We start from the raw sequence: 12920 nt of genomic DNA, 5'->3' as shown, positions 1-12920 counted from the left end.
CTAGGACAACTCACTTGAAGGGATAACGGGGAAGAATGCGCCGCCGGAGCGGATTCCAAACCAGCGCTCGCCATCTACCTCTTCATGGCCGCCAATTTCGACCAGCCGGTAGAAACTCTTGCGGTCAATCAACGCCTCAAGATTGGCCCGGACCAGAACATAGGGCGATGGTTCGCCGGTTTCTGGGTCGCGTTCCACGCGAATTGGCGCTTGCGGCCCCGCCGCAACCTTGTCGCCAACATTGGTCTCAAAGACCAAAACCTGTGCTTCATCTTCGCCATGGCGCTCAAAGTCCACGGCCACGAAAGGCGCATCATCAACGGTGATGCCCACCTTTTCCACCGGTGTGACCAAAAAATAGTCATCCCCATCCCGGCGCAAGATAGTGGAAAACAATCGCACGAGTGGAGCCCGTCCAATCGGCGTTCCAAGATAGAACCAGGTGCCATCCCGCGCGATTCGCATGTCCAAATCACCACAAAAGGGTGGATTCCACAGATGAACCGGCGGCAGACCCTTGCCTTTGGTCGCGGCTTTGACCGAAGCAGCGATGCCTTCAGCCGATGGCTTCACGTTCATTTGTCCGCTCATAGCTTTTGCCATTCCCATCAGCCGCGCTACACTCGCCACAAGCCTATCGCAAAAAAAGGAGTTTTGCCATGACCGAAGATTCGGATCTGGTGACCGGGATCAAAGCGTTGGAAGGCAAGCTGGCGCAGGCCAAAGCCTCGATCACCCGTCGTTTCATCGGACAGGAACAGGTCGTTGACCTGGCGGTTTCGGCCCTGCTTTGCGGTGGTCACGCTCTGCTTGTCGGCCTGCCGGGGCTGGGAAAAACCCGTCTTGTCGAAACTCTCGGCACGGTCATGGGGCTTGATGGCAACCGAATCCAGTTTACGCCCGATCTGATGCCTGCCGACATTCTTGGGTCCGAAGTGCTTGAAACTGGCGCCGATGGCAGCCGGGCGTTCAAATTTATCCCCGGTCCGATCTTCTGTCAGATCCTGATGGCAGATGAAATCAACCGCGCCAGCCCCCGCACGCAATCGGCACTGCTTCAGGCCATGCAGGAGCGCCAAGTCACTGTAGCAGGCAAAGACCGTGCGCTAGACGCCCCGTTTCATGTTCTTGCCACGCAGAACCCGATCGAACAGGAGGGCACATATCCCTTGCCCGAGGCCCAGCTTGACCGGTTTCTTGTCCAGATCGACGTGACCTACCCGGATCGTGCTACCGAGAAAGAAATTCTCATCGCGACCACCGGCCTGGAAGAGGATGAGGCACACAGCGTATTCACCGCAGAAGAGCTGGTGGCTTCGCAATCCCTTCTTCGCCGGATGCCCGTGGGAGACGCGGTGGCCGAACAGATCCTCGATCTGGTGCGCGCCTTCCGCCCGCAAGACCCGACTTCGAGCGAGACTGTGCGCCAATCGGTCGCTTGGGGCCCCGGTCCGCGCGCGGCACAAGCCCTGATGCTGACCGTCCGGGCGCGGGCATTGATCCAAGGCCGACTGGCACCGGACACAGATGACATCATCGCCATGGCGCGCCCGGTTCTGATCCACCGGATGGCGCTCAACTTTGCCGCCCGCGCCCGCGGCGAAAGCTTGGCCGAGCTAATTGACGCTACGACCCGCGCAATCCTGATGCGAGAGGCGGCAGCGTGAGCCAAACACCGCGTCATTTGCGCGAACGCGCCGAGGAGGAGGCCGCACGCTTTCCGCCCTTGTTGGCGCGGGCGCAACATCTGGCTTCGACAGTTCTGTTGGGAGAACACAGCCGTCGGCGGGCCGGAATGGGTGACGATTTCTGGCAGTACCGTCCGATGCAACCGGGCGATTCCCGCCGCATGATTGATTGGCGTCGGTCTGCCAAATCCGATGTCCAATTTGTGCGTGAAAAGGAATGGTTGATCGCCCAAAGCGTCCTCCTTTGGGTCGATCAGACCAGTTCGATGCGGTTTGCCAGCGCATCCGACCTTCCACAAAAAGCCGATCGCGCCCGGGTTCTGGCGCTGGCCGTTTCGATACTTTTGATCCGCGCGGGCGAACGCGTCGGGATGGTTGACGGTGCTCTTGTGCCGCGCAGTGGGGAGCCACAAATACTGCGGCTGGCTGATCTCCTCTCCCAAGACGAAACAGCCGAATATGCCACCCCAAAGGCACGCGGTATGCCGCCCCATGCCCGCGCAGTCTTCATCTCGGACTTCTTGACAAACACCACTGACATCACTGCGGCTCTGACCACGGCCTCGGACGCGGGCGTGCGTGGCGTGCTTCTTCAGATACTCGACCCCAGTGAAGAATCTTTTCCCTATCGGGGCCGCACGATCTTTCAGAGCGTTGGCGGATCAATTGCACATGAAACGCTCAAAGCGGATGACCTTAGAGAGCGGTATCTTGAACGGTTAGCCAAGCGCAAAGCCGAATTGACTGCTCTTTGCGCCGCCGCCGGCTGGCGCTATCAATGTCACCACACCAACACCAGCGCCTCTGCCACGCTGCTCTGGCTGTTTCGCGCGCTCGAAGGGGGCACTGCATAATGCTCGGCCCCATTGCATTTACCAGCCCATGGCTACTGCTGGCACTTGTGGCGCTCCCGATCTTGTGGATCCTTCTGCGCGCCATCCCGCCCGCGCCGATCCGCCGCCGCTTTCCCGGCGTCGTGCTGCTGCTTGGACTGCAAGACGACGACAGCGTGTCGGATCGCACACCTTGGTGGTTGCTGCTATTGCGGATGCTGGCCGTGGCCGCTGTCATTCTCGGTTTAGCCGGACCTGTGCTGAACCCAACTGACACCGGCGCGCGCTCGAACGATCCGGTGTTGATCGTTATGGATGCCAGTTGGGCCAGCGCACGCAACTGGCCCGAGAGGATCACCATGATCGAGCGCACGCTGGCCAATGCAGGGCGCGATGGACGAACCGTCGCCATAACGGTTCTGGGCCAACCGGAAGCACCAATATTCCAGGCCGCCGCGACGTGGGAAGCCCGGCTGGCAGGGATCGCCCCAAACGCCTGGGCACCGACGAAAGACGCCATGCAAGACCTGACCGTTGCGCTGGCCGATAGCGGCCCGATCGAAACGATCTGGTTCTCCGACGGGCTTGAACGCGAGGGGCGAACAGAGTTGCTGACCCGGCTGAACGCACTCGGCCCGGTTTCCATCTTTCAATCCGGCAACCCTACGCTTGCGCTTGAACCCGCACGGTTTTCAGAAGGCGCCGTGCAGATCACGGCCCGGCGCGAACTGACGGCAAGCGAACAGTCGCTTGTGGTGCAGGCTGTCGGAAAAGACCCCGCAGGCGCCGAACGGGTGCTGTCTGAATTGCCCCTCACCCTACCCGCCGGAGCGGCCACTGTTGAAGGCGAGATGGCTCTGCCTGCCGAATTGCGTAGCCGGATCTCGCGGTTTCAGATCAAGGGCGCGCAAGGCGCTGGAACGATTGTGCTTACCGATGACAGCCTGCGACGCCGCGAGATTGCTCTGATTGCGGGGCGCGAAAACCGCGAAGGTCTCGAATTGCTGTCACCGCTGCACTATCTGCGGCAGGCGCTTTCGCCCTCCGCTGATCTGATCGAGGGTGCAATTCCCGACACCCTGCCGGCCAACCCCGACGTAGTTGTTCTGGCCGATATCGCCAGGATTTCCGATGCAGAGCAAACTGCGCTGCTCGAATGGGTGGAACAGGGCGGCCTGCTTTTGCGGTTTGCCGGTCCGCGGATGGCTGCAAGCGAAATCAGCCGCAGTGACGAACACCCCTTGATGCCGGTGCGTTTGCGCGCTGGCGGGCGCACCGTAGGTGGCGCGATGAGCTGGGGCGCGCCGAAAACTCTGGCGCCATTCGACAAGGATTCACCATTTTTCGGCTTGAACGTGCCCGAGGACGTGCGCATCACGGCACAAGTTCTTGCGCAACCCGACCCCGCACTCGCCGATCGCGTAATCGCAACACTCAGCGATGGCACGCCACTGGTCACGCGCAAGAAACTCGGCGCAGGGCAGGTGGTGCTGTTTCATGTAACCGCCAACGCTGAATGGTCCTCTCTTCCGCTATCCGGCCTCTTCGTGGAAATGCTCGAACGGCTTTCGGTTTCAACAACTTCCGCCGCCCCGACGGCTGACGAACTGGCTGGCACGATCTGGAACCCGCTCAAAGTGCTGGACGGCTTTGGCGCGCTCAAGGACGGCGCCGCTTTGCCGGGCGTTCCCGGTGAGGCATTGGCCGATGCACCGATCGGGCCCACGTTGCAACCCGGCGTTTATGCGGGGATCAATCGACAGATAGCCCGCAATGTATTGCAACAGGGCGAAACCCTGAAACCCGCGCTATGGCCCGCAGGGACAACCATCAACGGCTTCACAACCGCCAAGGAAATCCCGCTAGGCGGTTGGTTGCTTGCCCTGGCACTTGGGCTTCTGTCTCTGGATGTTTTTGCCTCGCTGGCCTTGTCCGGGCGCCTCATTGCCGCGCGCGTTGCCGTGATCACCTGCGCGTTGTTCACCTTGCCCTGGGACGCCCACGCAGATGACATCAGAGCCATTGAAGCCACCTCGGAAGTGGTTCTGGCGCATGTGATCACCGGAAATCGACAAATCGATGAAACTGCCTATGCCGGCCTTCTGGGGCTTTCGGAAACCTTGTTTTTTCGCAGTTCAATTGAACCCGCAACGCCGATGGGGGTCAATCTCGAGACGGATGAACTGTCGTTCTTTCCTTTGCTTTACTGGCCTGTCACCCCGGATCAGCCACGCCCTTCGGCGGCGGCCTATGACAAACTCAACCGCTTTATGCGCTCGGGTGGTATGATCCTCTTTGATACGCGCGACGCCGACATCGCCGGGTTCGGCACGGCAAGCCCGAACGGTCGCAAACTGCAACAACTGGCCGCCCCGTTGGACATTCCGGCGATTGAACCCGTGCCGTCTGATCATGTTCTGACCCGCGCCTTCTACCTCCTTCAGGAGTTTCCGGGGCGCTACAACGGCCGCGATGTCTGGGTCGAAGCTGCTCCGGCGGATGCCGAACAGGTTGATGGCATGCCGTTCCGAAACCTCAATGATAATGTTACCCCGATCATTATTGGCGGCAACGACTGGGCCGCGGCCTGGGCGATGGATGAACGCGGCAACAACCTCTTTCCGGTCGGGCGGGGGCTTGCCGGGGAACGCCAGCGCGAAATGGCCTATCGCTTCGGCGTCAACCTCGTCATGCATGTGCTGACCGGAAATTACAAATCCGATCAGGTGCATGTACCGGCGCTTCTGGAGAGATTGGGGCAATGACGGCCACCCTCCTTTTTGATCCACTTTTGCCCTGGCCGGTGATTGGTGCGCTTTTGGTGCTTGCGCTGGCGGCAACCGGATTTGCACTTTGGCGCGGGCTTTCGGGCTGGGCGCTGCGCGCTCTCGCAGCGTTGCTCGTGCTGTGTGCGCTGACCGGCCCGGTATGGCAGCAGGAAGAACGCGACGCTCTACCCGACATCGCCATCATGGTGGTCGATCAATCCATCAGCCAAAAGCTGTCGGATCGCACAGTTCGCACCGAAGAAGCCGCCGCACAAATTGCCGCGCGGATCAACGCCATGCCCAATACCAGACTGCATCGCATCAACATCACCGACGGGCCCGAGGACACAGGCACATTGGCGATGGCCGCGCTCTCAAATGTGCTGGCGGAACAACCCCATGCACGCATTTCCGGCCTGTTTCTGATCAGTGATGGCCGGATCCACGACATCGACAACGCACCCGAACTGCCCGCGCCGCTACACCTTCTTCTTACAGGCGATCCCGATGACTGGGATCGTCGCATTGTAGTCGAAAATGCCCCTGCTTACGCGATTCTGGGCGAGGAAATCACGCTGACTCTGCGTATCGAAGATCAGGGCCAGGTGCCAAATGACATGGGCTTTACTGCACTTGAAATCGCGGTCGATGGTGGTGAACCGATGGTGTTTCAGGTGCCTGTTGGTCAATCAATCGAGTTGCCTGTTTCGCTGCCTCATGGCGGGCGCAACGTTCTGCAATTCACCGTCCCGACGGAGGACGGGGAACTGACCGGGCGCAACAATACGTCGCTCGTGCAGATCAATGGCGTGCGTGACCGGTTGCGGGTGCTTCTGGTCTCGGGCGAACCACACCCGGGCGGGCGCACTTGGCGCAATCTTCTGAAATCCGACAGTTCGGTTGATCTGGTGCATTTTACAATCCTGCGCCCGCCCGAAAAGCAGGATGGCGTACCCGTAGGAGAGCTGTCGCTCATCGCTTTTCCCACACGCGAGTTGTTTCTGGAAAAGATCGAGGATTTCGATCTGATCATTTTTGACCGTTACAAGCGGCGCGGCATCCTTCCGTCGGTCTATCTGGAAAACGTGCGCTCCTATGCAGAAAAAGGTGGTGCGGTTCTAATCGCCGCCGGGCCCGATTTTGCCAGTGCCGACAGCATCTATCGCTCACCTCTTGCCCAGATCGTACCCGCCAGTCCAACGGCTCGGGTGATCGATCAGGGTTACCGTCCCGAAGTCACCGAGCTTGGTCAACGCCATCCCGTCACCGCCGACCTGACACCCGCGGACGGCCTGGAAAATTGGGGCCGTTGGATGCGCCAGATCGAAGTTGTGGCCGAAGCCGGCGATGTGGTCATGTCCGGGATCGAAGGCAATCCGTTGCTGATACTCGACCGTGTCGGCGAAGGGCGCGTGGCGCTTCTGGCATCAGATCACGCCTGGCTCTGGAGCCGCGGATTCGAGGGCGGCGGGCCTCAACTCGAATTGCTCCGCCGCCTGGCGCACTGGATGATGAAGGAGCCCGATCTGGAGGAAGAAGCATTGTGGGCCGAACCCAATGGCCAGTCGATGCGCATCATCCGCCGCACTCTGTCAGAAAACGCGGGCACCGTCACCGTCACCCCGCCATCCGGCGAACAAACCGATCTTCCCCTTGCCGAGACAGAACCCGGCCGTTTCGAAGTTGGGTTCGACGGCGAGGAAGTCGGCCTTTACCGGCTCACCAACGGCGATTTGTCGGCAGTCGTGGGGCTCGGCCCAAGTGCGCCACGCGAGTTTATCGAAACGGTGGCCGACGCGGCAATCCTCACACCGCTTATCGCAACCAAGCGCGGCGGTGTGCAGGTGTTGAGCGATGGCATTCCAAACCTGCGCCATGTCCGCCCGGGCCGCCCGGCCGCTGGCAACGGTTGGCTTGGGCTGACCCCGCGCAACGCTTATCGCACTGTCGGCGTTGCGCAGGTCCGATTGTTGCCGGAATGGCTCGTCCTTGCGCTGGTGGCGGGCTTCATCCTTTTGGCGTGGCTTCGTGAGGGGCGGCGCTAGACCCGACCACGTCGGCACCATCTCAGAAATAGCTGCGCACCAGGCTTTCGGCAATCAGGCTCCAGCCATCCGCAATGACGAAGAATGACAGCTTGAACGGCAACGAGACAATCGCAGGCGGCACCATCATCATACCCATCGACATCAAGATCGCTGCAACAACCAAGTCGATGATCAGAAAAGGCAAGAAGATCAAGATCTTGGTTTAATCCTTTGGTCATTGTGCGCTTTGCGCCCGTTACACATCCCATCCACTTGCCGGACGGGTCCAAAGTCGTTCTGACAAGTGCAGCAAGGTCAACGCCCTTGCAGCGCCATTCGAAAGATCATCCGAATGCAGGCTCATCCTGGCCCATTTCCTCCTAATGAAACCCTAAAACCGGTGATGCGAAATTGCCTGCATTTGATTCGAATTGCACAGTCCCGCACGGAGCCCGCCTAGGCGCGCTTTTCCATTTTAAGGTCTGTCTGGCCTTCGATTGCTCGGCGCTTGCCAGTTTCATCATAAGTATCAAGCGTTTGGCGAATCCGTTGTAGCGTGCTCATCCGGTTGGCAACGCTGCGAATCCCTTGCAGCGCCCTGTTGAGAAGTGCCTGATTGCGCAGCGCCTTGGCCTGCAATTGCTCCAGCTTTGCCGCACCCGCCGCGCCGTTATCGTTCAATCTGTCAATCAGGGTTTTCTTCTCGTCATATTGCCCAGCCAGAAAATTCAGATCCCCTTCCATCAGGGCCGTGCGTTCGCGCTCTAACAGCGCATCGAGGGCTTCAATCGTGTGTTGTGTTGTCGTGGAATTCATCGGCTTTCTCCTTCAATGCCTGATAGAGCGACTCGGCCAGACCGATGCCCCCGGCTTTCACCATTTCCTCTGCCTGTGCCTGGCGCAGAAACGAGGCGAACTGGTCTTCCCCTGCCCCACCGCCAAAGGCGTCGCGCGTCTTGCCCATGCCCGCAACTTTCAACATCTCCGATAAAAAGGTGGCTTCCAGTTTTTGGGCCGCGTCCATCAGCGCCTGATCCCGACCATTGTTTTGATCCATCGATCGGGCGACCGGGCGCGATACGGGCGATGCCGTTGGCGGCGCAGCCAATGGAGAAAGATCAGTCACAGGAATACCTCCAATTTGGGGGACTTTTCGCTATTTGCGCAGATACCGGTAAAGAACCAGTAACCAAACTCGTGGATAGTGAGCGCATTGTGGAAGAAATCCCGAGGCAACCATGTCAGACATTTCAACCTACGCCTTTCGCCACCCCGGCGCGGATGGCACGCCGGGCAAACCAGCAACAAACGCCGCTGGCGATAGTCAGCGCGCGCAGCCATTTGCGGATGTTTTTCTCGGCCTGCGCCAGAGCAACCTTGCGCAACAACCCGATCTGGACATCAGAAACGACGAAGCATTGCCAATCACGCAAGAGACCGCCGAGGATGAACCCTCGGCCTCCTGCATTGCAAAAGAGTCGGGTTCCGAGTCAGAGCAGTACACTGACGCAACAGACACCACGCAACACCTTGGCGAAATCGCGGCGCCGCCACTCGTCCCCGTGGCCTCCCCAAAAGGCACAGAAGCAGCGCTGAACGCCAAACCCGTCGCCGTTCCGGCCCAGCGCATCGTGCTCGAATCCGGCAACATTTCCGGCACGCCACAACCTGCTGCTGCGCCCACCACCCCGGGCAACCGGGAACAGGCCGTGCAAACCTCTGCGTTCGCTGCTTCACAGACCGCGCAGATACGAACCACAGGTCACAATCCAGCGTCCGAAAATCGTTCCGCACTTACCCCATCGACACCCATTCAATCGAATGAGCCATCCGCGATTCGCCAAACCCCGCAGATCGTCACACCGCCCGAGTCACAAACCACGGCGCAGACATCCCAACTCCGGGCCGAACCAATGGTGCCATCGCAGTTCTCGCGGTTCGGTGCGTCAAATACGGACAAGGCACGTGCGCGGCAGAGTCAGGCCGACGCGCCCGCTCCCAAACTTGCCAGCGGCACCGAAAGACAGCCGCCCGCGCCGGTTGCGCCACAGTCCTCTTCCGGCGCTGCAATACCCCCGCCACTTTCCCAGCCCAGCCCGCGCGCAGCACTCGATTCCGCCATTGAAGTGACTGAGGAATTTACGCTTTCGACGTCGCATTCAATTCGCGAGCCAGGGGGGCATACCGGCACGCTTTCTGCGTCACAAACCTTTGGCCGCACGGACTTGGCCCGTCATGTTGCCCTACAGATTTCCTCTGCCGCATCGGCGCAATCCGGCGGTCAGGTCGTGCTCCGCCTCAACCCGGAAGAACTAGGGCACGTCCGCCTGACCATGACCCCGGGGGAAGGCACAATGCTGGTCTCTATCGTCGCAGAACGCGGCGAAACCCTCGACCTGATGCGTCGGCACATCAACCTGCTGGCCGAGGAGTTCCAGGCCCTCGGCTACGACGACCCTCAGTTCGACTTCAAAAACCCTCAACGCGGTGGCAACGGGTCATCCCCCACCTCGCCAGATGACAATTCCCCGCCCCTCATTCACCCGGATGACTCTCCCACTTCAATTGCGCAGGCGCCATCGGCGCCGCACGATTCTGGTGGGCTCGATCTGCGTTTTTGAACAGCCAAGAAAGATAGCCTCATGATTAACTCCGTGTCCTCGGCCTCCGCCGCAACCCCCGCTCAGTCCTCCACTGCGACTGATAATCGAATGATAAGCTCCGATTTTCAGACTTTTTTGCAGATGCTAACTGCGCAAATGAACAATCAGGATCCTCTGAACCCAGTCGACAGTTCTGATTACGCAGTACAACTCGCGACTTTTTCCTCTGTTGAGCAACAGGTCTTGACCAATGATCTGCTGAACAACCTGATCGCCCAGACAACAGGCACCGGCATTGGCCAACTGGCCGGGTGGATCGGGATGGAGGCGCGCACCTCCGCGCCCGCATATTTCCAAGGCAGCCCCATCACCCTGTCACCGCTAATTGCCACCCGTGCGGATCAGGCTTGGCTGGTGGTGCGCAATGAAACCGGAGATGAGGTGGCGCGCGAGCAAATCAGCCTCACGGCAGGTGACGTCACTTGGGCCGGTGTCGACGACACGGGCGCGCCCTTCGTCGATGGGCTCTATTCCTTCGAAATCGAAAACCATGCAGAAGGATCGCTGCTCGGCACGACACCGGTGGAAAACTATGCCAACGTGGTCGAAGCACAGAATTTTGACGGCACCTTGGTGCTGGTTCTAGAGGGTGGGGTTCAGGTTCTCTCTTCCGATGTTCTGGCGCTGCGCCGCCCAACGTGAGGCCGATCCACAGCCTTGATCGCCCCGGGCGCCTCGCGTAGACCCCCAACGTAACACCGGGTTGTAGCGATCAAAGCCGAACCGTCCATGGCCCGGCCAATACGCGACCGGAGCCTCTGAAATGCGTTTTCATTCCGCCACAGGCCCAGTGCCGGGTGATATGCCCGCCGCCTTGCACCAAACGCTTGTCAGGACTGGCCATCTGCCCGCCGATTGCGTGTCCCACCCCATGACAGGCGGACGCACCAACCGCCTCTGGCGTGCGTCCGGTCATGGGGGCGAGATCGTTATCAAAGCCTATACCCCATGCGATGACAATCCGCTCTTTTCCAACGATCCCACCGCCGAAGCCCTGATCCTGCACCACCTCAAAGACACCGGTTTGGCACCCAAACTGCATGGCGCACTCGACACATCTCTCGGGCCGGTCGTGGTCTATGCGCTGGTTCATGGCCGACCATGGCAGCAAAATGTGGCGCCGGTCGCGCGTGAACTTGCACGTCTGCACAATTCAACCATCCCCCACGGCCTTCCTGCCGCCCCGGACGGAAGCCAGGCGCTCGTCGACCAGACCCTTGCCATCCTGTCGCTATGCCCGGAAGACGCGGCAAGACCAATCACTGCATATCGGCCCGCCGGATTGGCTCCGCCCTCTGGCATCATCGCACTTCTGCATGGTGATGCCGTCCCCGGAAACCTGATCGATACCGGCACCGGCATTACATTCATTGATTGGCAATGTCCCTGTTCGGGCGATCCGGTTCATGATCTCGCGATTTTCCTTTCGCCTGCAATGCAACATATCTATCGCGGTGCACCGCTATCCCCAGACGAAGAAGACAGCTTTCTGTTCGCCTATGGCGACAAACTCGCGGCCGCGCGATACCACGCGCTTGCCCCCTGGTTTCATTGGCGCATGGCGGCCTATTGCCTTTGGCGCACAATCCGCGGGGACGCAGATTATCAGCTCCCCATGGCTATGGAGCTTGAGCGGCTCACGGGCTGATTTCGTATTAATCCGCTTCATGCGATTTCCATCACGCGATTCGTGCAGGCGTATTTTTGCCTCGGCGTCCTCTTGCTGCCGCTGCCGACACATCGGGAACACAGCATGTTGCAGCAAGGCAACAATCTCCGCCAACAATGGAATCAATATTGGTGAATCAAGGCGATACCCAAAGTTAAATTGTTAAAAAACAATAGCTTATAGACGAGTTGCTTGATGTTACAGCAGACGAAGGCGATTCACCGCTAATTTCCCAATTCCTATTTCAACAGCGCTGAATCTATGTAATATTGACGACGGTCGTGCCGATTTCGGTCGGCTTAACTATGGTTTGGAGAACATTATGAAAAAGCTTTCGATCATTGCAGCTGCTGCTGCTCTGGCCGTAGCAACCGCCGCACCGGTTGCTGCTGAGACCAAAACTCAAGATCCGTTCGTATCGACTCAAGGCGGCCTTGGCCTTGGTGCCGGTGGCGCAGGTATGGCTGCTGTCGCAGCTGTGGCCGTTGCTATCGCCGTTGTCGCGTCGGACGACAGCTAATTTCGCACCGGATATCCGGACGCGATGAAAAACGTAAAATGGCGGCCTTAACGGGCCGCCATTTTCTTTTGTCTCACATCCAGAAGTCAGCGCAGTAGCTGAATCGTCATATGCCCATTGGTCGGGTTCAGCCATTGCCGCGATTGAACAATCCGACCGCGCCCATCAACAAGATAACTGTTGGTGAACTGCGTCTCTCCCGACGAACAGGTTTCCGTCATTTGTGTTGTCGCCACATTCTTCAACTCGCCCGCCGACAGCCGCTTACCGCCGCCCTTGGCATAGTCACAACTCAGAACCAATTCGACGGTGTGATTTTCACCATCAAGATTGCGCATCACACGCTGGGCCGAGCCTGATTTACGCCCCGAAATCAGCGCAAGACTTTCTCCCAGACTCGACGACATCAAATCGTTGCCCAAACCCCGCGTGGCGGTGACAACGCCGCCTCGCGTCGTGATCGAGCGCCGATCCGGCGTCGCCCAGGTAACATAGGCACCATTCTGTTCGATCTGCGTGAGAATGGCCGTCGCATTGCGCCCCTCCAGCACGACCAGAGCGATCGGCGCATCGGTATTGGCAAGCGATGCCTGGACCGCCGCCGCAACTTCGGCCGGTCCAACAACCGAGCCTTGGCCCGATTTCTTCAATGCGCCCGAGCGCGCAGCTTTCAGGAACACGCCCTGATCGGTCTGATTTCCGCATCCTGCAAGCCCAAGCATGACAGCGATCAGAGTAGCGGCACGAAACAT

The 12920-nt window shown here is 59.4% G+C and carries 12 protein-coding genes and 1 pseudogene; 8 read left to right on the top strand and 5 right to left on the bottom strand.

All coding sequences use genetic code 11. The annotated features are described in order from the left end of the window. On the bottom strand, window positions 1-591 hold the full coding sequence (locus LZG00_01505; protein ID MCF3592671.1) for a DUF1285 domain-containing protein: 591 nt from the start codon (window positions 589-591) through the stop codon (window positions 1-3). A gap of 68 nt (window positions 592-659) precedes the next feature. On the opposite strand from LZG00_01505, the gene LZG00_01500 reads away from it, so the two are divergent. The 4 genes from LZG00_01500 to LZG00_01485 are packed head-to-tail and all read left to right on the top strand — an operon-like array spanning window position 660 to window position 7334. Then, the gene (locus LZG00_01500) at window positions 660-1667 is read left to right on the top strand and encodes a MoxR family ATPase (protein MCF3592670.1); all 1008 of its coding nucleotides are present in this window, start codon (window positions 660-662) and stop codon (window positions 1665-1667) included. Further along, on the top strand, window positions 1664-2542 hold the full coding sequence (locus LZG00_01495) for a DUF58 domain-containing protein (protein MCF3592669.1): 879 nt from the start codon (window positions 1664-1666) through the stop codon (window positions 2540-2542). The genes LZG00_01500 and LZG00_01495 overlap by 4 nt, the downstream gene beginning before the upstream one ends. Beyond that, window positions 2542-5286 (top strand): DUF4159 domain-containing protein, encoded by a 2745-nt coding sequence (locus LZG00_01490; GenBank protein MCF3592668.1) that lies wholly within the window; start codon window positions 2542-2544, stop codon window positions 5284-5286. The genes LZG00_01495 and LZG00_01490 overlap by 1 nt, the downstream gene beginning before the upstream one ends. After that, window positions 5283-7334, top strand: coding sequence for a hypothetical protein (locus LZG00_01485; GenBank protein MCF3592667.1), 2052 nt, complete (start codon window positions 5283-5285; stop codon window positions 7332-7334). The genes LZG00_01490 and LZG00_01485 overlap by 4 nt, the downstream gene beginning before the upstream one ends. Window positions 7335-7356: 22 nt before the next feature. On the opposite strand, the pseudogene LZG00_01480 reads toward LZG00_01485, so the two are convergent. The 3 genes and pseudogenes from LZG00_01480 to LZG00_01470 form a co-directional block, all read right to left on the bottom strand. Continuing rightward, window positions 7357-7527: pseudogene (locus LZG00_01480) on the bottom strand (flagellar biosynthetic protein FliP). 245 nt (window positions 7528-7772) lie between these two features. Next, the gene (locus LZG00_01475; GenBank protein MCF3592666.1) at window positions 7773-8132 is read right to left on the bottom strand and encodes a hypothetical protein; all 360 of its coding nucleotides are present in this window, start codon (window positions 8130-8132) and stop codon (window positions 7773-7775) included. Then, window positions 8101-8373 carry a rod-binding protein gene (locus LZG00_01470; GenBank protein ID MCF3592665.1) on the bottom strand — a complete coding sequence of 91 codons (273 nt, stop codon included), beginning with the start codon at window positions 8371-8373 and terminating at the stop codon, window positions 8101-8103. Before LZG00_01470 ends, LZG00_01475 begins: the two co-directional genes overlap by 32 nt. Window positions 8374-8554: 181 nt before the next feature. Here LZG00_01470 and LZG00_01465 point away from each other — a divergent pair, with 181 nt between their 5' ends. From LZG00_01465 to LZG00_01450, 4 genes are all read left to right on the top strand, one after another. Next, window positions 8555-9937: a flagellar hook-length control protein FliK gene (locus tag LZG00_01465; protein ID MCF3592664.1), complete on the top strand. Its 1383-nt coding sequence runs from the start codon at window positions 8555-8557 to the stop codon at window positions 9935-9937. Between the two features lie 90 nt (window positions 9938-10027). Continuing rightward, window positions 10028-10621 (top strand): flagellar hook assembly protein FlgD, encoded by a 594-nt coding sequence (flgD, locus tag LZG00_01460; GenBank protein ID MCF3592663.1) that lies wholly within the window; start codon window positions 10028-10030, stop codon window positions 10619-10621. Between the two features lie 121 nt (window positions 10622-10742). Next, window positions 10743-11627 carry a phosphotransferase gene (locus LZG00_01455; protein MCF3592662.1) on the top strand — a complete coding sequence of 295 codons (885 nt, stop codon included), beginning with the start codon at window positions 10743-10745 and terminating at the stop codon, window positions 11625-11627. Window positions 11628-11970: 343 nt separating this feature from the next. After that, a complete protein-coding gene (locus LZG00_01450; protein MCF3592661.1) occupies window positions 11971-12168 on the top strand; it encodes a hypothetical protein in 198 nt (65 codons plus the stop codon). An 86-nt stretch (window positions 12169-12254) separates the two neighbouring features. Here the strand turns inward: LZG00_01450 and LZG00_01445 are convergent, their stop codons facing one another. Further along, a complete protein-coding gene (locus LZG00_01445) occupies window positions 12255-12920 on the bottom strand; it encodes a YjbF family lipoprotein (protein ID MCF3592660.1) in 666 nt (221 codons plus the stop codon).

This window comes from Rhodobacteraceae bacterium LMO-JJ12 (assembly GCA_021555075.1).
Taxonomy (GTDB): Bacteria; Pseudomonadota; Alphaproteobacteria; order Rhodobacterales; family Rhodobacteraceae; genus JAKGBX01.
This window is presented reverse-complemented; position numbering and strand designations above follow the sequence as displayed.

What these genes read in the sequence shown, in the direction of transcription:
- flgD (MCF3592663.1), top strand. Translation starts at nt 10,028, where the DNA reads ATGATAAGCTCCGATTTTCAGACTTTTTTGCAGATGCTAACTGCGCAA.
- LZG00_01475 (MCF3592666.1), bottom strand. Translation starts at nt 8,132, where the DNA reads ATGAATTCCACGACAACACAACACACGATTGAAGCCCTCGATGCGCTG.
- LZG00_01445 (MCF3592660.1), bottom strand. Translation starts at nt 12,920, where the DNA reads ATGTTTCGTGCCGCTACTCTGATCGCTGTCATGCTTGGGCTTGCAGGA.
- LZG00_01450 (MCF3592661.1), top strand. Translation starts at nt 11,971, where the DNA reads ATGAAAAAGCTTTCGATCATTGCAGCTGCTGCTGCTCTGGCCGTAGCA.
- LZG00_01505 (MCF3592671.1), bottom strand. Translation starts at nt 591, where the DNA reads ATGAGCGGACAAATGAACGTGAAGCCATCGGCTGAAGGCATCGCTGCT.
- LZG00_01455 (MCF3592662.1), top strand. Translation starts at nt 10,743, where the DNA reads ATGCGTTTTCATTCCGCCACAGGCCCAGTGCCGGGTGATATGCCCGCC.
- LZG00_01465 (MCF3592664.1), top strand. Translation starts at nt 8,555, where the DNA reads ATGTCAGACATTTCAACCTACGCCTTTCGCCACCCCGGCGCGGATGGC.
- LZG00_01490 (MCF3592668.1), top strand. Translation starts at nt 2,542, where the DNA reads ATGCTCGGCCCCATTGCATTTACCAGCCCATGGCTACTGCTGGCACTT.
- LZG00_01500 (MCF3592670.1), top strand. Translation starts at nt 660, where the DNA reads ATGACCGAAGATTCGGATCTGGTGACCGGGATCAAAGCGTTGGAAGGC.
- LZG00_01485 (MCF3592667.1), top strand. Translation starts at nt 5,283, where the DNA reads ATGACGGCCACCCTCCTTTTTGATCCACTTTTGCCCTGGCCGGTGATT.
- LZG00_01470 (MCF3592665.1), bottom strand. Translation starts at nt 8,373, where the DNA reads ATGGATCAAAACAATGGTCGGGATCAGGCGCTGATGGACGCGGCCCAA.